We start from the raw sequence: 20,873 nt of genomic DNA on the forward strand, positions 1-20,873 counted from the left end.
GTCGGTATGACCGGGGAGGATGAGGTGCGCTGGCTCGCGCCGGACGAGCTCGCGGCCTGGATGTCGCTTGCGGCACTGATGTTCAAGCTGCCCGGCGCGCTCGACTATCAGCTGCAGCGCGACTCGGGGCTGACTCATTTCGAGTACCTGGTGATGGCCGGGCTGTCCGAGTCGCCGAACCGCTCGCGCCGGATGAGCGAGTTGGCCGGCTTCGCAAACGGGTCGCTCTCCAGGCTGTCGCATGTGGTGAAGCGACTCGAGAAGCGTGGCTTCGTCGTACGCAGGCCAGACGTCGAGGATGGCCGGATCACGGTCGCCGAGCTCACCGAGGCTGGGTGGGAGCAGGTCGTCGCGGCGGCACCGGGGCATGTGGCGGCCGTACGGGAGTACGTGATCGATGCGCTGACTCCTGAGCAGTTGGCGCAGCTCAAGGAGATCGGCGACGCGATCCACCGGAAGGTCGATCCGGGCAGGTCCTGCTAAATAGCTTGCTCTGATCCGAACGACCGTGCTTTTATTGATCTCGTGAGCAAGGGTGAAGAGACGCGCGCCGCGGTATTGGACGAGGCGGCCCGCCAGGTCAGCCTGGTCGGGCTCGGCGGTCTCACCATCGGGCTGCTCGCGGAGCGGACCGGTCTTTCGAAGAGCGGGCTGTTCGGGCATTTCCGGTCCAAGGAGCAGTTGCAGGTCGCGGTGATCGACTGGGCCGGCGAGCTGTTCGCCGAGCGGGTGTTGCGGCCGGCGCTCAAGGAGCCGCGCGGCGAGCCCCGGTTGCGGGAGTTGTTCGACCGCAAACTGCGCTGGGACAACGGCGATCTCGCCTTGCCTGGCGGGTGTTTCTTCACCAGCGTGTCGGCCGAGCTGGACGACGCGCCGCCCGGACCCGTGCGCGATCGGGTGGTGCAGATCGAGCGCGACTACGTCGACACGATCACCACCGTCTTCCGGACCGGGATCAGCGAGGGGCAGTTCCGTCCCGACGCGGACCCGGAGCAGTACGCCTTCGACATCCGCGGTGTGCTGATGTCGTACCACCTGGCCAGTCGGTTGCTGGCCGACCCCCAGGCCGAGGATCGGGCCCGCGCCGCTTTCGAGGCGCTGCTCCGGGCGGCCAGGATCTGAATCCTTCCCCTGAGGAGTAGTCATGGCGGCGAAGAAAAGCACGAACGGTCGGTCGATAAATAGACAGCGCAGGATCTTCCAGGTGCTCGAGTGGGTCGCGCCGGCGGTGGGCGCGAAGATGCTGGACACCATCTGGTTCCGCCTGCCCGAGGTCTCCGAGAAGGCCAAGCGGCTGCGGGTGGAGTTGCCGGAACCGGTGCTGCTGGAGTTGCCGTTCGAGAACGGTCTGGTGCGTGGGCGTAGTTGGGGTGATGGGCCGACGATCTATCTCGTTCATGGGTGGGGCGGGTGGGGGCTTCAGCTGGCCGCGTTCATTCCGCCGTTGCTCGAGGCGGGCTTCCGTGTGGTCGCCTTCGATGCGCCGAGTCATGGAGAGTCCGAACCTGGTCGCGACGGGGCACAGCGGTCGACGTTGCCGGAGTTGGCTGATGCGTTCGAAGCGGTGGTCGCGGCGTACGGACCGGCGTACGGGGTGATCGCGCATTCGCTGGGGGCGGCTGCGGTGACCTTGGCGTTGCGGGACGGGTTCGGCACGCGGCGGATCGTGTTTCTCGCGACGGCGACCGACTTCCGTGAGGGGCTGGTGCAGTACGAGGCCCACCTCGGCTTCGGCCCCCGCATCAGGAACGGCTTCCTGCGTCGGTTCAATCGCAGGTTCGGCCCGATGGAGAGCTACACCGTCCCGGTGATCGTCGACGCCCTGGCCGAGGAGCGCGAGCTGCCCGCCCTGCTGGTGATCCACGACCGCTCGGACCGCGAAACCTCGCCCGACGGCAGCATCGCCGTCGTCAACGTCTGGCCGGACGCCAAACTCCACCTGACCGATGGCCTGGGCCACAACCGGGTCCTCCGCGACCCCACTGTCGTCGAGGCGGCCACCACCTTCCTCACCGAAGGTTCCACAGAGCGGGCGGTCGCTGACCACCCGGAAGCCGCACAGGAGACAATGCAGGGGTGACCTTCGCACCCACCTCCAGTCGTCTGCCCGACTTTCCCTGGGACAAGCTCGCCCCCTTCAAGCAGAAGGCGGCGGCTCACCCCGACGGGATCGTGGACCTCTCGATCGGTAGCCCGGTCGACCCGGTGCCTGAGCTGGTGAAGAAGGCTCTGGCGGACGCTGCCGACGCACCGGCGTACCCGACGACCATCGGGACCGGTACTGCGCGCCAGGCGGCCGTCGACTGGCTTGCCCGGCGGCTGGACGTGCCGAACGTCGACCCGCAGCACGGCATCCTCCCGGTGATCGGCACCAAGGAGCTGATCATGCTGCTGCCGACACTGCTCGGCATCGGCGCCGGTGACACCGTACTGATCCCTGACCTCGCCTACCCGACGTACGAGGCCGGTGCAGCGCTCGCCCGGGCGACCAGCGTCCCGGTTGCCGACCCCACGCAGTACGACGGCCCGGTACGGGTCGCCTACCTCAACTCCCCGCGCAACCCGTCCGGCCAGATCACCTCTGCCGACGAGCTGCGCGCAGCTGTCGAGTGGGCCCGGGCCAATGAGGTGCTGCTGGTCAGCGACGAGTGCTACATGGAGTTCGGCTGGGACGCCAAGCCGGTGTCGGTGCTGCACCCGGACGTCTGCGGCGGTAGCTTCGACAACCTGCTCGCAGTGCACTCGCTGTCCAAGCGTTCCAACCTCGCTGGCTACCGTGCGGGCTTCGTAGCGGGCGACGAGGCAGTGGTCGCCGAACTGCTCGCAGTACGCAAGCACGCCGGCCTCATGGTCCCGTCGCCGATCCAGGCCGCCATGGCTGCCGCCTTCGCCGACGACACGCATGTAGACGAGCAGCGCGGCCGGTACCTCCGCCGCCGGACGGTACTGCGGGATGCGCTGACCGCTGCCGGCTGGGAGATCACCTTGTCGCAGGGTGGCCTCTACCTGTGGGCCAGCAACCCGGCGTACGACGCCTATGGCTCTGTCGAGGCACTGTCCGAGCGCGGCATCCTCGTCGCGCCGGGTGTCTTCTACGGCACGGCAGGCGAGCGGCACGTGCGGGTCGCGCTGACCGGTACCGACGAGCGGATCGACGCCGCCGTGAAGAGATTGCACGAATAGTCGAACCTTTTGGGCAGAGTGTGACGTCTTCCTGGGTAGAAGCCTCTTAGTAGGTGAGAGGAGAGCTGGGGTGGCTCTCCCGATATGGGGAGGACTGGCCCATGAAGGCTCGTGCCTTGGGTTCGGCCGCTTTCATGGCGGCGCTGTGCCTCGGACTGGTTCCAGCGATCGCAACAGCCGCGGAGAACCCGACACCACCTGCGACCCCACCGGCCGCGGTTGAGGTGACCACACCGACGCCGGCACCGGTCGAGTCACCAACGACACCACCACCGACCCCGACGCCACCAGCGACCCCACCGCCGACCCCGGCAGTGGCGACGCCGATCACGCTGAACCAGCCGGCCAACACCTGGGAGGACCGGCCGATTACGCTCACCGGCCGGATGGAGAGCGGCCTGGCGAACTGGTACCTGACCCTGTGGCAGAAGCAGGGCACCACCTGGGTACTGCGCGGCTCGACTCGCACGATCGCCGACGGCGCCTACAAGTTCCTCTACACCTGGCCGGCTCCCGGTGCGGCCGTCTTCCGGGTGGTGATCGGCAACAAGAACCCGGGCACTCTCGGCTCCTCACCGGACCGCACGGCCACAGTGCTCGACCGCACGCTGGTGATGAACAAGCCGGCCGCGTCGTACACCGTGCTGACCGGTGTGACGCTGACGGGCAAGCTCACCCCGCCCGAGCCCGGCAAGAAGCTCGTCGGCCTGCAGGACCGGTACGGCGGCAAGTGGCGGACCCTGACGAGTGCCTGGATCGCGGCCAACGGGACGTTCGCAGTACCGGTGCCGGACAACCTGCCCTCGACCAAGACCGTCCGGGTCATCACGCTTGGCGTCCCGGCAGCCGCTGTCGAAGCCTCCGGGTATGCCGTGATCACGATCAAGGCCCTGCTCAATGCGAAGGTCGCCCTCGTCGGGGCGGGGTACGTCAACAAGACCTACCGGTCCGGCTGCCCGGTGAGGCCGTCGCAGCTGCGCCTGCTGACCTTGAACTACTGGGGTTTCGACGGTCTCGTCCACCGGGGTGAGCTGATCGTCCGGGACGCGGCCGTGGCGAAGATGATCACCGTCTGGACCGCGAGCTTCAACGCGAAGTTCCCGATCCGGCGGATGCAGCGCGTCGACCTGTTCGGCGGCAGCGACGTCAAGGCGATGCTCGCCGACGACACCTCGGTCTTCAACTGCCGCCAGGTGACCGGCAACCCGTATGCGCTCTCGCCGCACTCCTACGGCTACGCGATCGACATCAACACCGTTGAGAACCCGTACCTCGCAGCGAACAACGTCTGGTACCCGTCGAACGGCCTGGCCTACCGCAACCGGTCGACCGTCCGCCCCGGCATGCTGTTCAGCACCAGCGCGCCGACCAAGGCACTGCGCAGCGCAGGCTTCTTCTGGGGAGCCGGCTGGCGTCAGCCCGACTACCAGCACTTCGAGCCCCAGTGAAAGCCGTACTGGTCGCCGTAGCTGCAGCTGCTCTCTTGTGCGGCTGCAGCTCAGAGCCGGGCGCCACCCCCGCTACTACCCCGACACCGCCTGCGGCTGGCGGCACGGTGCCGGTGCCGACCAACACGCTGAACACAACCCCGCCCACCAACGCAGCAGAGCCGCCTGCCCTCCCGGAGCAGGCAACTGCGCCTCCACCCGCAGCGGCCGGTCCTGTCTCGTCCAGGAACCTCCCGGCCCCCGCCAAGCTTGGTAAGGGCTGGAAGACCTACACCGATCCCGGTGGCTCCGAGGCGGGCTTCGTGGGCAACGAGACCTGGACCCGCAGCCGTGCACCCCAGCAGGCCGCCTACGAGGCACTGCCCGTCGGCTGCGGCCACCCGCTCCCCACCAGCTCCCTGCCGGTCCCGAAGCACGCACTACAGGGCTCCTACCGCACTGCGGCCGGCAAGTCCGCCACAGTCCTCGTACTACGCTTCGCCGACGCCGCCCGCGCTTCGGGGTACTACACCGGCTACCAGGCCCGCATGACAGCCTGCGGCGACAAGGGCAACCTCCAGGTCAAGCAGCTCTGGTCAGCCCCGGATGCGGTCGCGTCGGTGCGTTCCTACGAAGAAGCCGAGGCGTTTGTCGAGGTTTCCACCCTCAAGGGCTCTACCGTGGCCTTACTGGCTCAATCCACGGCAACACCCGGCAACCAGGCCGCCTGGGCGCGGTCCGTCGTACCGGCGCTGCAGGCTGTGATCGATTTGCCCTAAAGATGTACTACCTTTCAGTATTTTTTGGATCTAAACTCCTGACATGGCTGACTTCGACAGATATACGCGGCTGACGGCTGAGCTGGAGCCGCCGTTCGCGGTGGTCGACCTGGCCGCGTTCCGCCGCAACGCGGACGACCTGGTCCGCCGCGCGGCCGGTACGCCGATCCGCGTGGCGTCCAAATCCGTGCGCTCCCGGGCGCTCATCAAGGCTGCGCTCGACCGGCCCGGGTTCCACGGCGTGATGAGCTACTCGCTGCCGGAGGCGATCTGGCTGGCGCAGGACGGCGTCGACGACATCCTGATGGGCTATCCGACCGTGCACCGGGCCGCGCTGCGGGAGCTGGCCGGCGATGCCGAGCTGGCGTCGCGGATCACGTTGATGGTCGACGACTTCGAGCAGCTCGCCTACATCAAGTCGGTCACCGGTGGCGGCGAACGGATCCAGGTCTGCCTCGACGTCGACGCCTCGCTGCGGATCTTCGGCCAGCACCTCGGCGTACGCCGGTCCCCGCTGCGTACGCCGGAGCAGGTGATGGACCTGGCTCGCCGGGTGGTCGCCGACGAGTCCTTCGAGCTGGTCGGCGTGATGTTCTACGAGGCCCAGATCGCCGGGCTGCCCGACACCTCACCCGCCGTACGCCTGGTCAAGAAGCTGTCAGCGAATGAGCTCTCGGACCGCCGCGGCCTGGTGGTCGACGCCGTGAAGCAGGTCGCGCCACTGCGGATGGTGAACTCCGGTGGTACCGGCAGCATCGAGGTCAGCAGTGCCGACCCGTCCGTCACCGAGGTCACCGCGGGCTCCGGCCTCTACGGACCCACGCTCTTCGACAAGTACGACGTGTTCCAGCCGGAGCATGCCGTCGCCTACGCGCTCGGGGTGGTCCGTCGCCCGACGCCGCGGATCGCGACCCTGTTCGGCGGCGGCTACATCGCGTCCGGCCCGACCAAGAAATCGCGTCAGCCCTCGCCGAGCTGGCCGCTCGGACTGAGCCTGCTCGGGACCGAAGGCGCGGGGGAGGTCCAGACGCCGGTCGTGGGTGAGAACGCGCGCGGGCTGCGGATCGGTGACCGGGTCTGGATGCGCTACGCCAAGGCAGGCGAGATGCTGGAACGATTCGACGTACTGCATGCGATCGACGGCAACGAGCTGACCGAGCTCGTGTCGTACCGGGGTGAGGGGAAGAACTTCGGATGAGCACCTGGCGGAACTGGTCGGGCACCGAGTCGGCGACCGGCGTGGAGATCCTCCGGCCGTCGTCGGTCGACGAGGTCGCGGCGATGGTCAAGACGGCGGCCGAGCAGGGCAAGCAGCTCAAGGCGGTCGGCTCCGGCCACTCGTTCACGGGCTGCTCGGTACCTGAGCAGGTGATGGTCCGGCTCGACGGTCTGTCCTCGATCACCAGCGCCGACCAGGCCTCCGGCCGCGTGACGCTAGGAGCGGGGACCGGGCTGGCGAAGCTGAACGCCGGCCTTGCGTCGTTCGACCTGGCGATGGCGAACCTCGGCGACATCGACAAGCAGACCATCTCCGGCGCGATCTCCACCGGCACCCACGGCACCGGCGCGAAGCTCGGTGGCATCGCGACGCAGGTCGTCGGGCTCGAACTCGTCACGGCCGATGGGTCGGTGCTGCACTGCTCGGCTGAAGAGAATCCGGACGTCTTCAACGCCGCGCGGGTCTCGGTCGGCGCGCTCGGCGTGATCACTGCGCTGACTCTCCAGACGGTGCCGGCCTTCCTGCTCCGCGCGCAGGAGATGCCGCTGCCGCTCGGCGAAGTACTGGGTGGCTTCGATGAGCTTGCCGATGGCAACGATCACTTCGAGTTCTACTGGTTCCCGCACACCGACGTCGCGCTGACCAAACGCAACAACCGGGTCGGTCCCGGCGTCGGGGCGTCCCCGGTCGGCAAGGTGCGTGGCTGGGTCGACGACGAGTTGCTGTCCAACCGCGTCTTCGAATGGACCAATCGGCTCTCGGTACGGCGGCCTGGGCTGGTGCCGCGGATCAACCAGCTCGCGTCGCGGGCGCTGTCGGCCCGGGAGTACGTCGACTCGTCGTACAAGGTGTTCTGTTCGGAGCGGAACGTGGTGTTCCGCGAGTCGGAGTACGCCGTACCGCGCGAGCACCTGGTCGAGGTCGTGCAGCAGTTGCGGGCGTGGATCGAGCGGTCGGGGGAGCGGCTGCCGTTCCCGATCGAGGTCCGGGTCGCGGCCGCCGACGACATCTGGCTGTCGACGGCGTACGGGCGCGACACCGGGTACATCGCGATCCATCAGTACCACCGGCTCGCGCACGACAAGTACTTCGACGCCTTCGAGCAGATCGTCGGAGCGTTCGGCGGCCGGCCGCACTGGGGCAAGCTGCACACGCTCGAGGCCGCCGACTTCCGCGCGCGGTACCCGCGGTTCGACGACTTCCTCGCCGTCCGCGACCGGCTGGATCCGCAGCGTACGTTCGCGAACCCTTACACCCGCCAGGTGTTCGGATCCTGAGGTTTTCCGTAGCCTTCTCCCATGACTGCGCCGGAACCGCTGGAAGCATTGCCCGAGGACTGGACCAAGGCCCTCGCGGTCGTCGCCCACCCCGACGATCTCGAGTTCGGCGCCGCCGCCGCGATCGCGCGCTGGACCGGGCAGGGCAAGGAGATCGTCTACGTCCTGCTCACCTCGGGTGAGGCGGGCATCGACGGCATCGCGCCGGCTGAGAGCGGCCCGCTGCGGGAGGCCGAGCAGATCGAGTCGGCGCGGATCGTCGGCGTCTCGGTGGTCGAGTTCCTCGGCCAGCCCGACGGCACGATCGAGTACAGCGTCGCGCTGCGCCGGCTGATCGCGGGGGTGATCCGGAAGTACCAGCCGGAGATCGTGATCACGAACAACTTCTGGGACACCTGGGACGGCGACGCGATGCTGAACCAGGCCGACCACATCAACACCGGCAAGGCCACGCTCGACGCGGTCCGTGATGCCGCGAACCGGTGGATCTTCCCCGACGAGGGTGAGCGCTGGGGCGGCGTACGGCAGGTGTGGGCTGGTGGCTCACCCAAGAGCAAGCACGCCGTCGACACCACCGACACCTTCGACGTCGGCGTCGACTCGCTGAAGGCACACAAGGCCTACATCGACGGGCTCAACTGGCCACACTTCGACCCCGCCGAGTTCCTCGAAGGGATCAGCCGCGCCCACGGCACACGACTCGGTACTACGTACGCGGCAGCCTTCGAGGTGTTCACGCCCTGACGGCCGGCACGTCCTGCGTCAGTCGTTGGGGAGATCGAGTGAGGCTTTCAAGTGCGGCGGTGTGGGCAATGGTTTGCGGGGTTCACGGTCGCCACTGAGGTCGGGACCGGGCGGGTTGCCGGGGCCGACCCAGGAGCGGACGAGCGTACGGCCCTTGCGGGACAGGCGGAGCAGATCGACCTGCTGGACCTGGCTGGCCGGGATGCCGAGCTGGGCGAGCGTCCGGTTCGCCATCAGCGCGGCCTCGTCCTGCTTCCGCGGGCTGAAGTTGTGCTGCAGGACGAGCGCGACCTTGCCGTCGGGAAGGTCCTCGATCCGGCGCAGGTGCATGCCTTTGTCGAGGCGGCCGGACAGCATGGCCAGGGTGAAGTAGGCGGACGTGGGCTGGCTTCGGTCGATGGTGGCGCGGGCGATCACTTCGTAGCGGGCCATATTCCGATCATGCGTCGGCAACGGGCCGTTTTCCAGCAATCCCTGCAGGTGGTGCCAGACTCGAACCGTCGGGCCCAGTCGACAGAGGGGGCGATGGGCGTGACAGCGGAAGATTCTGCCCAGAACCCGGCCGACCCGTCGTCCATGGCCGACTCGTCGTCCTTGGCCGACTCGTCGTCCATGGCGGACTCGTCTTACACGGCGGACACGTCTTACACGGCGGACCTCTGGCAGCCGCCTTGGTGGCTGCTGGCCTTCGCGCCGTTCTGCTGGCTGTTGATCTGCGCCTTGGTCCTCAACGCTCGCGGCTGGCAGGTCGCCTTGGCGGCAGGTCTGCTCCTCGCACCGATCGGCATGCCGATTCCTCTGGCGCTGCGCTGGATCAAGAACCACCCACGGCTGGCCGGCTTCTACGTAGGCCCGCTCACCTTCACCGCCACCGTCCTCATCGCCAGCCTGCCGCTCTGGCTCTGCGCGGCGGTGACTCTTTCCGCCACGCTGCTGGCCCTCACGATCACCACCATCCGCGCCTCCTCCCTAAGCTGACCCGCCACCCACGGCCCGCGGCGGTGTCCCGCTCGACAGGTAGTGCACCCCGAGACGCCGTACACGAACCCCACGGCACGCTCAACCGCACTACTTGCCGCCAACTACTACCTGTCCTCCGGCACACAGATCTGGTGCTGGTGCAGAAGTGGCGACCTCGCTCATGAAGCGGTGACCTCGAACAGGGAATGGTGACCTTGAACAGGAAATAACGTGTTCAAGGTCACCGGATGGTGTTCGAGCCCACCATCGGTGTTCGACCTGAGCGGGTCAGAGAGCCAGTGCGCGGTGGGCGTCGGCCAGTACTGCGGGAGAGGCGAGGGACTGCCAGCGCGGGATCTGTTCGGTGAGGAACGCGTGGAGCTTGGGCTTGAGGTCCGGCGCGTGGTCGAGAACGTCCAGCTCGTTGACGATGGTGAGGTCGATGAAGTCGCGCAGCTCGGCCGACGTCAGCTCCTCCGACGTACCGGTGAAGCGATCCGTCACCGTGCTGTGCTCGGCGAGATCGCGCCAGGTCGTCTCGCGCTCGCAGGAGCCGTACCGGTAAACGAGTTGCTCCGCCTCCGGCCCGATCACCGCCTCGAGCACCGGCCGTTCTTCGTGCCAGTCGAACAAGTGCGTCGGGAACCCGTCCGTCCCGTACGCCGCATGCGCCAGCCCGGCCAGCACCAGCGTCTCGGAACTCCCGAGCGAGCCGAGCCGCTTGGCGACCCGATGCAGATGCACGTACAACGTGCCACCCGCGTGCTCCAGCTCATCGGCACCACGCACGAGCAGCAACGATCCCAGGTCTTGGAATGTGCTCATCTGACCCCTTCTGTTCGGAGCGGTCAGGGCCCAACAGGACCGGCCCAGGCAAACAAGGTACGACGCCCACCCCGCCTTCGCTCCCCAGGGCGGCGTGCCGGATCGGCCACACTGCGTTCCACCACAGTCAACCGACCCGGCACCACCTCAACACCTTCCCCAGCAACCCGCATCGGACGCCTCTGATGCAGTCCCTGGAGAAACCACCCGACGATCAGCACAGGGAAGGTACCAACCACCAGGCGAGTCAATTCCCCCACCACAACACCCCACCAACCACCTACTACGGCCCACCTCTCGACCGCTGAAGCAACCCCACGACCTTCACCAGCCGCCAGCACCCCGCGGCCTTCATCAGCCGCGAGCACCCCACGCACTTCATCAGCCGCGAGCACTCCAGGCACTCACCAACGCGACACCCCACGCCCTCAACCCCCGGTCGGGAACTCCGTCGCCTGATGCGAGCCCACTCCAGACCGGCCTCGTACTGCCGGTCAGCCGCCTTGGCCTCCAGCCCGAACGGTCAACCGACTCGGCCGGCTCACGGCAAGCCATCCACTTCCCCCGGAACTCGACGGCAGCGGCCTCCTGCGCCAGACATCACCCGCGCCAGCCATCCGTCGTTGCCATGGGAACGAGCATCCGCGACAACCAGCTTGTACTCGACAAGCAGGCGACGAAGGAGGCTGCGCCCGGGGCGGGTGGGAGCTAAGCGCCGTGTGAGCGACGAAGGAGCGAGCGTAGCGCCGGCGCGGAATTACCTACGCAAGACGTCAGCCGTCCCCGCCGTTCGCGGTCCGCCCGTCGGGCCGGCGTGGGGGAGTACCCCGTGCCGGAAAGTTGCTGAGTTGTACCCGTCACCCCCACCCGGGGCGAGCCGGTAGGGGTGACGGGTAGCGCCTGCTGGTGATGAGCCGGCAGGAAATCAACTGGTGCTAGTCGTCCAGCTCGGCGAGGGCCTTGCGGGCTGCTTCGAGCTCGGCCTCGAGGGCTGCGACCTTGGCGGCTTGCTGCTCGCGGGCGGCGTCGATGACCTCGTCGATGGGGCCCGAGAGGTCTTCGTGGAGCTCTTTGGCTGCGCGCGAGACGGCGGCGGCCGCGACCAGGAGGTTCTTGGCGATGTAGCTGTTGCCCTGCTTGAGCTCGGCCTTCCACTCGCCGTCGGCGGTGCCGGTGACGGTCAGGGTGAGCTCGAGGGTCTTGGTCTTCTTCGGCGCCGCCTTCTTGGCGGGAGCCTTCTTCGGCTTCTCGGCGACCGGCGCCGAGGAGGAGGCGTCGGCGCCGTCGGAGGTGGCCGGGCTCTCGACAGAAGCATCCGCAGCCGGAGCCTCGGTGGTCGAATCAAGAGCAGTTGAAGAGTCCAGCGCCGAGTCGGGAGTGTCGACGGCGTCGGTCTGTGCTTCTGCTGCGAAGGTGTCTACAGTCATCGTTGCGGCGATCTCCCTGGGTGACATGTCCCCGCCGAAGCGGGCTGGCGCTGAGAGCTTATTAGAACATACGTTCGACCCCCAGCGCCAATCGCCACGCCGCATAACAGCCACGCCGCACAGCCTGGCTCAACCCAAGGGCCGAGCCAGGCGTAAAGCCATCAGGCCGAGTGCTCCTTGCGGTCACCCGACCAGTCGAGGTGGAAAGCACCCTCCCGGTCGACCCGGTGATACGTGTGCGCCCCGAACAGATCCCGCAACCCCTGGATCAACGAAGCAGGCAGCCGCTCCGCCCGCAGCCCGTCGTAGTACGACAGCGCAGCAGAGAACCCAGGAGCCGGCACCCCAGCGGTGGCCGCAGTAGCGACCACCCGGCGCCAAGCGTCCTGCCCGCTCACAACGGCTTCCTTGAAGTAGTCGTCGACCAGCAGCGACGGCAGCGCCGCGTCCCGGTCGTACGCCTCCTTGATCCGGTCCAGGAAGCGTGCCCGGATGATGCACCCACCCCGCCAGATCGTCGCCATCGCGCCAAGGTCGATGTTCCACTCGTACTGATCCGAAGCGGCCCGGATCGCGTCGAACCCCTGCGCATAAGCAACCAGCTTCGACGAGTACAGCGCGTGCCGCACATCATCGATAAACGCGTCCCGGTCAACAGAAACCGAACCGTCCGCAGGCCCAGCCAGCACTCCGGCCGCCGCCTCCCGGCGCACAACATCGCCGGACAACGACCGAGCAAACACCGCCTCGGCCATCCCGCTCACCGGAATCCCCAGATCCAAAGCGACCTGTACGGTCCAGCGCCCCGTGCCCTTCTGCTCAGCCTGGTCGAGCACGATGTCGACGAACGGCCCACCGGTCGACTCGTCGACCTGGCTCAGTACCTCCGCCGTGATCTCGATCAGGAACGACTCCAGGTCGCCGGTGTTCCACTCGCGGAACACGTCAGCGATCTCCGGCGCGCTCAGTCCGAGCACGCTACGCAGCAGGTCGTACGCCTCCGCGATCAGCTGCATGTCGGCGTACTCGATGCCGTTGTGCAGCATCTTGACGAAGTGACCGGCGCCGTCCGGCCCGACGTGCACGCAGCACGGCTCGCCGTTCACGTGCGCCGAGATCTTGGTCAGGATCGGTCCGAGCGACTCGTACGACTCGACCGAACCGCCCGGCATGATGCTCGGGCCGTTCAGTGCGCCCTCCTCGCCACCGGAGACGCCGGCGCCGACGAAGTGCAGCCCCTTGGCCTTCAGGGCGTCCTCGCGCCGGCGGGTGTCGGCGAAGTGCGCATTGCCGGCGTCGATCACGATGTCGCCCTCGTCGAGCAGCGGGACGAGCTCGTCGATCACCGCGTCGGTGGGCTCGCCCGCCTTGACCATGATGATGATCTTGCGCGGCTGCTCCAGCGACGCGACCAGCTCGGACAGGTCGGCGGCCGGGGTGAACTCACCCTCGTGGCCGAACTCCTTGATCAGCGCGTCGGTACGGCCCTGGGACCGGTTGTGGACGGCGACGCGGAAGCCGTTGCGGGCCAGGTTCCGGGCCAGGTTGCGGCCCATCACCGCGAGCCCGGTGACGGCGATCTGGGCTGGAGCAGTACTCATTGGGTCTCTCCTGCGGGTGAGTGCTGGAAGTCTGAGTGCGAGACCAGTCTGCTGCCACGAGCAACCAGGTCGTCCATCGGGTGGCCAACTGCTGGAACGCGGTTCCCATTCCCCATGAGCCCTTCTCAACCGCTCCGGTTCGGTGGTAGACCTCTGAGAAATCGATTTCCCAGATCGTGAGGTCCGCCCATGACCAGCTCACTCGGACGCGCCCTGGCCGCCCTTCTCGGCGTGGTTCTCGTCCTGCCGGCCACCATCCAAACAGCCGCCGGTACTACGTACGCCCCCGCGCCAAGCAACAGCAGCGGCACCGGCAAAGGCACCGGCAGCGGCACCGGCACCAGCAGCGACAACGGCCCCGTCGGCTGGGACGTCTACCGCCACCTCGACCGCCTCCCCGAGCTGCAGACCGGCGTCCGTACCAAGCAGTTCTCCAGCTTCGGCCGCGACGGCACCAACAACGACGGCTTCGACGGCACCTACTCCTGCCTCAAGACGACTGCCGAGGGCTGCGTGATCGCCGAGGACGACGGCCCCGGCGAGATCGCCTCGATCTGGTTCACCCGCGACGAGGGCGACGTCCGCAAGACCGGCACCATCACCGTCGAGGCGGACGGCAAGAAGGTGCTCGACGCGAGCCTGCAGGACGTCGTCGACGGCAAACTGGGCTCGCCGTTCGTCTACCCGCTTGTCGCCAATGCGCTCGAGACCAGCGGCGGCGTCTACATCCGAGTCCCCATGCCCTACAAGAAGTCGATGCGGGTGACCGTCCAGAACAACCCGCTCTTCTACCACGTCGACTACCGCGAGTTCCCCGACGCGACCGGCGTACAGACCTTCGACCCGACCGATAAAGCGGAGGACGTCGTCGCGCTGCTCAAGGCGTCCGGCACCAAGGACCCCAAGCCGGCCCAGCCGCAGGCCAGGACCACGAAGACCGCGATCAACCTTGCCCCCGGCAAGCAAATCACGCTCGCCGACACCCACGGTCCCGGCGAGATCAGCGCACTGAGACTGAAGCTGCCGCAGATTGTCGGACTCGATCTGAAGACCTTCGCCGACGACGGCCGTGCCTTCCTCGGCGGCAGCAAGTTCACGCTGAAGATCGACCCGGCCAACACCGGCGTCAAACTGACCCGCCGGATGGACCTGCGAATCGGCAACCAGCGAGCCAAGGTATTCGTCGACGGCGTCCAGTCTGGTGAGTGGACCCCGTTGCCGGCCAAGGGCGCCCAATGGGCCGATCAAACAGTGGAGCTTCCGGCGAGCGTCACCGCAGGCAAGACCCAGATCGAGATCCGCAACGAGTTCATCTCGTCCGACCTCGACTTCAACGAGTTCACCTACTGGGCAGACTCGACGGTCGGCACCACGACCAAGCGCACCGACACCCTCGACGTCGGCCCGCAACATATCGTCGACGAGCAGGCCCACGGTTACCAGATCACCCAGCAGAACTGGGAAGGCTCCCATTCGATGCCGTACGCCGCCACGCCCGCCGACGGCGAACGCGTCAAACCCTCGGACGCCCTCCTGTCCGCCGTACGGGTGCAGGTCACCGTAGACGGCAAGAAGCGCGTCGACGGCCCGCTCGGCGAATTCTTCGGCTCCGGCCTGGGCGAGAACGACGTCCGCTCCCTCTTCTTCGCCATGGACCCCAACGGCTGGTACCAGTCCTGGTGGCCGATGCCGTACCTCGCCCGAGCCACCGTCACCCTCGTCAACACCTCTCAGTACAAGCTCTCCGCAGGTCAAGCGGAAGTCACCTCAGCACGCAACGCCGAGAAAGCAGTCGATCTCCTCACCGGCAAGACCGGCTACTTCACCGCAATCTCCAAGAAAGCGCAGCCGGCCATGGGCAGCGACTGGCTGATCGCGGACACCACCGGTCGCGGCAAGTTCGTCGGAGTCTCGCACACGATGGAAGGCCTGCAATCGGACGGCAACACTCGCGGCTACCTCGAAGGCGACGAGCGCGTCTACGTCGACGGCGAGCGCACACCGGCCATCCATGGCACCGGCACCGAGGACTACTACGAGTCCGGCTGGTACTTCAACCAAGGCACCTACTCCACGCCCTTCCACGGCAACTCGGGCCACGAGGTCCAGGCAGGTGAGTGCAAGAACGAGTGCGACAGCGCATTCCGCTTGCACATCACCGACTCGATCGGCTTCCAGAACCAGCTGACCTTCGGCATCGAACACGGCCAGCAGGACGACGTCCCAGCGATCTACGGCTCAACAGCCTTCCTGTACTCCGCAGCGCGATTCGGTGCCCGGGAAACGGACCGACTGGACGTCGGCGACTCGCAGAGCCGCCAGCAGCACCAATACGCCGACAGCGCCGCGACCCAAGTCGACCTCACCAGCGTCTACGAAGGCGACCACGACGACCTCGTCATCACCGACCAGGTCCGCACCAGCACAACCCCGATCCGCTTCAACGCCAAGATCGACCCGATCAACCGCGGCGTAACGCTACGCCGCACCAGCGACCAGAACACACCCGGCCAATCGGCCAAGGTCTTTGTCGACGGCAAGGAAATCGGCACCTGGTCCCAAGCCCTCGGCAATCCCAAACAACGCTGGCTGGACGACAACTACCAGTTGCCCGCAGCAATCACCTCCGGGCGCACCAAGCTGACGATCGTACTAAGGCCGACAACGAACTGGACAGCAGCAACCTACGTAGTCCAGTCCGAGGTCATCCCGTACGCCGACCGCCGCGCCCCCAGCCAGGTGCAGAACCTCGCCGCCACGAGCCGCGCCGACAACGCGATCGCACTCAGCTGGACCGAGCCGGCCGACGACAGCGGCATCGCGAAGTACAACATCTATGCCGCGAAGAAGGGAGCAGTCGAGAAGCTGGTCGGCACGAGTCGGGTGCCCGGCTTCCTGGACAAGGGGATCGGCCTTGAGGAGACGTGGACGTATCGCGTCGAGGCGGTCGACCTGGCCGGCAACAAGGGTCCGAAGTCCGCGAAAGTACAGGCAACCTCGGGCAGCACGATCCGGATCGAAGGCGAGTTCATGCTCCCGGCCGACGAGGCCACGGTGCCGGTCGATCCCCAGGGCAACTGCTGTGGGGTCAGCTGGTCTGGAGGTGCGCAACTCTGGATCCACGGCGCGAAGGCGGGTGACCGGGCGGTCCTGCCCTTCACCGTCCCGACGGCCGGCAACTACACCCTGTCGACCGTGCTGACCAAGGCCGCCGACTACGGAATCGTCGACCTCAGCGTCGACGGAGCCAAAGTAGCCACCTTCGACGGGTACGCCGCAACCGGTGTCAGCACGGCAAAGGTCGATCTCGGCACCAAACAACTTGCGGAGGGCAAGCATCAGCTAGGACTCACACTGACCGGCAAGAACCCAGCCGCGACTGGTTACCTCGCGGGCCTCGACCTCCTCGACCTGGAGCTCTCCGTGATCAAGACCGAGCCCTTCAGCAAGACAGAGAAAGTAGTGGCTGCGGGCAAGTTCGTGAAGGTCTACGACCCGAGTGTCGGGGAGTCCAGCCCGTGGTACTACAACGACCACACGATGGTCCAGGATCGCAAGACCGGCACCTGGCACGTCTACGCGATCACCCACGCGGAGCCCGCCGACCCACTCGACGAGAAGAGCTTCGGCCATGCGACCGCGCCGTCGCCGACCGGTCCGTGGACCAAACAGCCGCCGGCGTTGTTCGCTGACCCAACACTAGGTGAGAGCCATATCTGGGCGCCGTATGTGATGTACGACCAAGGCACCTACTACATGTTCTACTCCGGTGGGACGGCCGACCATACGGCGTACCGGCTGTCGTTGGCGACATCGACCGATCTCGTGCACTGGGCGAAGAACCCGGCGAACCCGCTGTTCACCGACGGCTTCGACGGGCGTGACCCGATGGTGCAGAAGGTCGGCAACCAGTGGGTGATGTACTACACGGCCAACTCGACGCCGAGCGGCGGCAATCACATCGTTGCCTACCGCACCAGTACCGACCTGAAGCACTGGGGCGCCAGGCAGATCGCATTCCAGCACCCGCAGGCCGGAACGTTCGGTGGGCCGACCGAGTCGCCGTTTGTCGTGCAGCGCGGCAAGGACTGGTACCTCTTCGCCTGCTGCGATGGCGGCTACGAGTCGACAAAGGTCTACAAGAGCAAGGATCCGCTGCACTTCACGATCGATCAGCTCGTCGGGACGATCCAGTCGCATGCGGCGGAGATCGTGCAGGACGGATCCACCTGGTACGTGACTGGTGCCGGCTGGGGCAAGGGTGGGCTGTTCGTCGCGCCGCTCGACTTCAGCAAGACGCAGGTCACCAAGGGGATGGTGGTCAGTACGAAGTACTACCGAGCCACCGTGCAGACGAGTCCGCGGGCGGTACTGAGCGCGCTGGAGGTCGACCCGGCGGGACAGGCGGAGTACAAGCCCGCTCTGGATTCGTCGTCGCGGGCGACCGCGCCCTATCTCGGGGTCGGCAACTTCGGAGCGACCGATCTCACCGGTGCGGCGGCGCAGGTGGAGCAACACGACGGCACGCTCAACCTCAAAGGCATCCCTCTCGGCGATGAGCAGATCACCGTCGACTGGGCCTTCGACTTCAAAGCCAAAACCTTCGACACGAGCCTGCGATGGTTGGTCACCCAGCCGACAGCGCCGCTCTGGGAGGTGTCCTTCAACGTCGACTCCGCGCTCGCCGATCAAGGCGATCCGGCCGGCTTCGCCCGCAATGGCGACTACCCCGGCCTCCCGAAGTGGTCGATGGCGACGAGTCCGGGGCTGAGCGTCGTATCGGCGTACAAGGCAGGCTCGGCCTGGTCAGCCGACAATCATTGGTACGACCCAGCCAACGCAGCCATCGCCTGGCAACCCCTCTGGCAGCCCGGCGGTCGCGCGTGGGCTCCCGGAGGGTACGACGGCGGCACCTGGCGCTTCGGCTTCTCCGCCACCGAGAAGGACACCGCCTTCGCCGACAGCCTGGCCGCCTCGATGTCATAAAGTCCGAAGCTGTGAGCACACTTGAACTGGAACCCCGTACGACGGCGTTGGTCCTGATCGACCTGATGCCACGGATCATCGCGCTCGACACGGCGCCGTTGACCGGGCCGGAGGTCCTCGAGCGCTGCGAAGCGCTCGCCAAGGCAACGAGGTCGGTCGGCGGATTGGTTGTCAACGTCCGGGTCGACCGCCCCGGCGTTGACGTCCAGCCAGAAGGCAGCGGTTTCGCACTCACCTCCGAGCCAGGCGACGTGGAGATCGTCAAGCGCACAGTCGGCGCCTTCCACCAGACCGGCCTCGACGACGTACTCCGCGAACGCGGCATCAAGACCGTTGCCCTGGCCGGCATCGCCACCAACTTCGGCGTCGAATCCACCGGCCGAGCCGCCGACGAACACGGCTACGACACCGTCTACCTCACCGACGCGATGACCGGCCTCGACGCCACCGCCCACGACTTCGCCATCTCCTACATCTTCCCCAAATTTGGCACAGCCTGCACCGGTTCGGAGTACGTAGCAGCCCTAGGCGTGTGAGGGTCGAGGCCCAGCGTTCTCACCAAAAGTAGCGACTGGTTACGTTGAGTGAACTTCAGGCGGGCGAACGGGAAACTCGAGCTGAATGTTTGCGTGCGCAGCGAAAGTAAGAGCACGCTAGGGGTATGACGAAGCCGGCCACGCTTGGTGCCGAGAGCTCCGCCCCTTCCGCTGCGCACTACCCGCACTCCAGAGACGACTGCGCCGAATGCCACGGTCACGACGCCGACGTGATCGCGCGCTGGCCCAACCACGAGGCGCGCTGGTGCCATCGCTGTACCGGCGTCGCGCTCGCCCTGGTGGTCAACCTCGGCTACGAGGTCACCGTCCGCTCTCTCGACCGCGTCGGGGCCTAACCGAACAGCTCGGCGTTCTCCCGCGACCACTCCTGAAGGGTTCGCGGGGCATGTCCGCGCACCCGCTCGACGGTGTCCGTCACGGTCGTCTCGTCGATGATCCCGTCGCGATAGAACGACTCGATCGCTTCCGCGTACTGCGCCGGCATCGACGCATACAACTCGTCATGCGTCTCGTCCGCACTCAACTCGTACGCCTGCAAGGGCCGCCCGATCGCCTCGGCCACGATCGCCAGCTGCTCGGCCGGCCTCAGCGCCACCGGACCACTCAGCCGGTACGCCGCTCCCGCATGCCCATCCGTCGTCAGCGCGGCGACCGCCACGTCGGCGATGTCGTCCGGGTGGATCGTCGAGATCGGTACGTCGGGGAACTGCAACCGGACCACGTCGCCCGCTTTGAGTTGAGGGAGCCAGCGGAGTGTGTTCGACATGAACGCGTTCGGCCGCAGGAACGTCCACTCCAGCCCCGACTGCTCGACGGCCGCCTCTGCATCGGCGTGGTACTGCGCGATCGCGTTGTCCGTCCGCGTTCCGACGATCGAGCTGCTCGACAGCAGGGCGGCACGGCGTACACCGGCCTGTACTGCGTTCGCCAGCAACTCGTTCATCCGCTCGTACCCACTGAGCAGGAACAGTCCGCTGACCCCGTCGAGCGCGTCGACGAAGGTGTCCGGCTGGTTGAGATCGCCGACCACTGCCTCGACACCGGCGGGCAATTCCACCTGCTTGCGCACGAGCGCCTTCGCCGGGATGCCCTTCGCGGACAGTGCCCGCACGACCGCTCCGCCCGCATTGCCCGTCGCGCCGGTTACCAGGATCGTCATCGGATTCCCCTCAGGTAGGTGATCAGTTCTCCGTTGTTAGTGACGTGCTGTCCGGCGGGGCCGGTGAGCATGTCCTCGAAGCCGGCGCGCAGTCCGTAGCCCTTGGAGCGCGCCCACTCCAGTACCGGCCAAGCCCACTCGCCTTCGCCATGGACGACCAGCTCGACCCCGGCCGGCAGGACGTCGAGCACGGCTTGGGCGGCCGCGATTCCGTCCGTACCGGGCGAGATCCCAGGTATTGCCTCGACAAGCACGCGGACGACCGGACCGCGCCAGCTCAGGAACTTCCGGGCCGCGTCCGGCGTGAAGAGTCCCGCCTCGACGCCGATCCCTCGCTCGAGCAGCAGTCTCGCGATCTGCTCGGCACCGTCCTCGTGCCAGTTGACGCTCGCGAAATCCGGCCCGGCATCCCATTCACTGAGCAAAGCCAAGCGAGTGTCGAGGTCCGGCTCGATCTCCTCCCGAGTCGACACCCCGAGCGGCAGCTCAGGACACCACTCCCGTACTGCGGCAACGGCCGGCTCAACATCGGACCACCGCAGGCTCTCCCGCCCCTCCGCATCACGCGGGTGGAAGTGCACCGCGTCGGCGCCGGCCTTCGCAGCGTCGTACGCGGCCTGAGCGAGCTCGGCAGGAGTCAGCGGCACAGCGGGGTGATCGGCGCGCGAACGGTCGCCGTTCAAGCAGCACTTCAGGATCGCATCCATCGCCGACCACAGTGCCAGACAG

The 20,873-nt window shown here is 67.0% G+C and carries 19 protein-coding genes; 13 read left to right on the top strand and 6 right to left on the bottom strand.

Features of this window, described 5'->3' with window-relative positions; genetic code table 11:
• The first annotated feature begins 6 nt into the window (after positions 1 to 6).
• The 9 genes from OHA70_RS22285 (at position 7) to OHA70_RS22325 (ending at position 8,629) form a co-directional block, all read left to right on the top strand.
• Positions 7 to 483, top strand: a complete 477-nt coding sequence (locus OHA70_RS22285) for a MarR family winged helix-turn-helix transcriptional regulator (RefSeq protein WP_328320639.1) — start codon at positions 7 to 9, stop codon at positions 481 to 483.
• A gap of 42 nt (positions 484 to 525) precedes the next feature.
• Entirely contained in the window at positions 526 to 1,122 is a 597-nt protein-coding gene (locus OHA70_RS22290; RefSeq protein ID WP_328320641.1) for a TetR/AcrR family transcriptional regulator, read from the top strand.
• Between the two features lie 22 nt (positions 1,123 to 1,144).
• A complete protein-coding gene (locus OHA70_RS22295) occupies positions 1,145 to 2,080 on the top strand; it encodes an alpha/beta fold hydrolase (protein ID WP_328320643.1) in 936 nt (311 codons plus the stop codon).
• Complete coding sequence (gene dapC / locus OHA70_RS22300; protein ID WP_328320645.1) at positions 2,077 to 3,183, top strand: succinyldiaminopimelate transaminase; 1,107 nt, start codon at positions 2,077 to 2,079, stop codon at positions 3,181 to 3,183. The genes OHA70_RS22295 and dapC overlap by 4 nt, the downstream gene beginning before the upstream one ends.
• Positions 3,184 to 3,284: 101 nt before the next feature.
• A complete protein-coding gene (locus tag OHA70_RS22305; RefSeq protein ID WP_328320647.1) occupies positions 3,285 to 4,631 on the top strand; it encodes a M15 family metallopeptidase in 1,347 nt (448 codons plus the stop codon).
• Positions 4,632 to 4,744: 113 nt separating this feature from the next.
• Entirely contained in the window at positions 4,745 to 5,389 is a 645-nt protein-coding gene (locus tag OHA70_RS22310; RefSeq protein ID WP_328320649.1) for a hypothetical protein, read from the top strand.
• Between the two features lie 43 nt (positions 5,390 to 5,432).
• Positions 5,433 to 6,587, top strand: a complete 1,155-nt coding sequence (locus OHA70_RS22315) for an amino acid deaminase/aldolase (protein WP_328320651.1) — start codon at positions 5,433 to 5,435, stop codon at positions 6,585 to 6,587.
• Positions 6,584 to 7,885 (top strand): D-arabinono-1,4-lactone oxidase, encoded by a 1,302-nt coding sequence (locus OHA70_RS22320; protein WP_328320653.1) that lies wholly within the window; start codon positions 6,584 to 6,586, stop codon positions 7,883 to 7,885. Before OHA70_RS22315 ends, OHA70_RS22320 begins: the two co-directional genes overlap by 4 nt.
• A 21-nt stretch (positions 7,886 to 7,906) precedes the next feature.
• Positions 7,907 to 8,629: a PIG-L deacetylase family protein gene (locus OHA70_RS22325; protein WP_328320655.1), complete on the top strand. Its 723-nt coding sequence runs from the start codon at positions 7,907 to 7,909 to the stop codon at positions 8,627 to 8,629.
• An 18-nt stretch (positions 8,630 to 8,647) separates the two neighbouring features.
• On the opposite strand, the gene OHA70_RS22330 is transcribed toward OHA70_RS22325, so the two are convergent.
• Complete coding sequence (locus tag OHA70_RS22330) at positions 8,648 to 9,061, bottom strand: hypothetical protein (RefSeq protein WP_328320657.1); 414 nt, start codon at positions 9,059 to 9,061, stop codon at positions 8,648 to 8,650.
• A 99-nt stretch (positions 9,062 to 9,160) separates the two neighbouring features.
• Between OHA70_RS22330 and OHA70_RS22335 the strand changes: the two genes are divergently transcribed.
• Complete coding sequence (locus OHA70_RS22335) at positions 9,161 to 9,607, top strand: hypothetical protein (protein WP_328320659.1); 447 nt, start codon at positions 9,161 to 9,163, stop codon at positions 9,605 to 9,607.
• Positions 9,608 to 9,877: 270 nt separating this feature from the next.
• On the opposite strand, the gene OHA70_RS22340 is transcribed toward OHA70_RS22335, so the two are convergent.
• The 3 genes from OHA70_RS22340 to gndA all read right to left on the bottom strand — a co-directional run bounded on the left by OHA70_RS22340 (position 9,878) and on the right by gndA (position 13,442).
• Complete coding sequence (locus tag OHA70_RS22340; protein ID WP_328320663.1) at positions 9,878 to 10,414, bottom strand: DUF6817 domain-containing protein; 537 nt, start codon at positions 10,412 to 10,414, stop codon at positions 9,878 to 9,880.
• A gap of 935 nt (positions 10,415 to 11,349) precedes the next feature.
• Positions 11,350 to 11,841: a DUF6319 family protein gene (locus OHA70_RS22345; RefSeq protein ID WP_328320665.1), complete on the bottom strand. Its 492-nt coding sequence runs from the start codon at positions 11,839 to 11,841 to the stop codon at positions 11,350 to 11,352.
• A gap of 161 nt (positions 11,842 to 12,002) precedes the next feature.
• Entirely contained in the window at positions 12,003 to 13,442 is a 1,440-nt protein-coding gene (gndA, locus tag OHA70_RS22350; RefSeq protein ID WP_328320667.1) for an NADP-dependent phosphogluconate dehydrogenase, read from the bottom strand.
• 189 nt (positions 13,443 to 13,631) lie between these two features.
• Between gndA and OHA70_RS22355 the strand changes: the two genes are divergently transcribed.
• The 3 genes from OHA70_RS22355 to OHA70_RS22365 all read left to right on the top strand — a co-directional run bounded on the left by OHA70_RS22355 (position 13,632) and on the right by OHA70_RS22365 (position 19,320).
• The gene (locus OHA70_RS22355; protein ID WP_328320669.1) at positions 13,632 to 18,428 is read left to right on the top strand and encodes a DUF2961 domain-containing protein; all 4,797 of its coding nucleotides are present in this window, start codon (positions 13,632 to 13,634) and stop codon (positions 18,426 to 18,428) included.
• Positions 18,429 to 18,439: 11 nt separating this feature from the next.
• On the top strand, positions 18,440 to 18,964 hold the full coding sequence (locus OHA70_RS22360) for an isochorismatase family protein (RefSeq protein ID WP_328320671.1): 525 nt from the start codon (positions 18,440 to 18,442) through the stop codon (positions 18,962 to 18,964).
• Between the two features lie 125 nt (positions 18,965 to 19,089).
• Positions 19,090 to 19,320, top strand: coding sequence for a hypothetical protein (locus OHA70_RS22365; RefSeq protein ID WP_328320673.1), 231 nt, complete (start codon positions 19,090 to 19,092; stop codon positions 19,318 to 19,320).
• Here OHA70_RS22365 and OHA70_RS22370 read toward each other — a convergent pair.
• Together OHA70_RS22370 and OHA70_RS22375 are read right to left on the bottom strand one after the other, a co-directional pair.
• Positions 19,317 to 20,144: an NAD(P)H-binding protein gene (locus OHA70_RS22370; RefSeq protein WP_328320676.1), complete on the bottom strand. Its 828-nt coding sequence runs from the start codon at positions 20,142 to 20,144 to the stop codon at positions 19,317 to 19,319. The two genes, OHA70_RS22365 and OHA70_RS22370, sit on opposite strands and share 4 nt — an antisense overlap.
• A complete protein-coding gene (locus OHA70_RS22375; protein WP_328320678.1) occupies positions 20,141 to 20,851 on the bottom strand; it encodes a 3-keto-5-aminohexanoate cleavage protein in 711 nt (236 codons plus the stop codon). Before OHA70_RS22375 ends, OHA70_RS22370 begins: the two co-directional genes overlap by 4 nt.
• Between the last annotated feature and the right edge of the window lie 22 nt (positions 20,852 to 20,873).

Origin of the sequence: Kribbella sp. NBC_00382 (assembly GCF_036067295.1) — a bacterium.
GTDB lineage: Bacteria > Actinomycetota > Actinomycetes > Propionibacteriales > Kribbellaceae > Kribbella.

Excerpts from the sequence above, each read along its gene's own strand:
- OHA70_RS22285 (WP_328320639.1), top strand. The coding sequence starts at position 7 with ATGACCGGGGAGGATGAGGTGCGCTGGCTCGCGCCGGACGAGCTCGCG.
- OHA70_RS22295 (WP_328320643.1), top strand. The coding sequence starts at position 1,145 with ATGGCGGCGAAGAAAAGCACGAACGGTCGGTCGATAAATAGACAGCGC.
- OHA70_RS22305 (WP_328320647.1), top strand. The coding sequence starts at position 3,285 with ATGAAGGCTCGTGCCTTGGGTTCGGCCGCTTTCATGGCGGCGCTGTGC.
- OHA70_RS22315 (WP_328320651.1), top strand. The coding sequence starts at position 5,433 with ATGGCTGACTTCGACAGATATACGCGGCTGACGGCTGAGCTGGAGCCG.
- OHA70_RS22320 (WP_328320653.1), top strand. The coding sequence starts at position 6,584 with ATGAGCACCTGGCGGAACTGGTCGGGCACCGAGTCGGCGACCGGCGTG.
- OHA70_RS22325 (WP_328320655.1), top strand. The coding sequence starts at position 7,907 with ATGACTGCGCCGGAACCGCTGGAAGCATTGCCCGAGGACTGGACCAAG.
- OHA70_RS22330 (WP_328320657.1), bottom strand. The coding sequence starts at position 9,061 with ATGGCCCGCTACGAAGTGATCGCCCGCGCCACCATCGACCGAAGCCAG.
- OHA70_RS22340 (WP_328320663.1), bottom strand. The coding sequence starts at position 10,414 with ATGAGCACATTCCAAGACCTGGGATCGTTGCTGCTCGTGCGTGGTGCC.
- OHA70_RS22345 (WP_328320665.1), bottom strand. The coding sequence starts at position 11,841 with ATGACTGTAGACACCTTCGCAGCAGAAGCACAGACCGACGCCGTCGAC.
- gndA (WP_328320667.1), bottom strand. The coding sequence starts at position 13,442 with ATGAGTACTGCTCCAGCCCAGATCGCCGTCACCGGGCTCGCGGTGATG.
- OHA70_RS22355 (WP_328320669.1), top strand. The coding sequence starts at position 13,632 with ATGACCAGCTCACTCGGACGCGCCCTGGCCGCCCTTCTCGGCGTGGTT.
- OHA70_RS22365 (WP_328320673.1), top strand. The coding sequence starts at position 19,090 with ATGACGAAGCCGGCCACGCTTGGTGCCGAGAGCTCCGCCCCTTCCGCT.
- OHA70_RS22370 (WP_328320676.1), bottom strand. The coding sequence starts at position 20,144 with ATGACGATCCTGGTAACCGGCGCGACGGGCAATGCGGGCGGAGCGGTC.
- OHA70_RS22375 (WP_328320678.1), bottom strand. The coding sequence starts at position 20,851 with ATGGATGCGATCCTGAAGTGCTGCTTGAACGGCGACCGTTCGCGCGCC.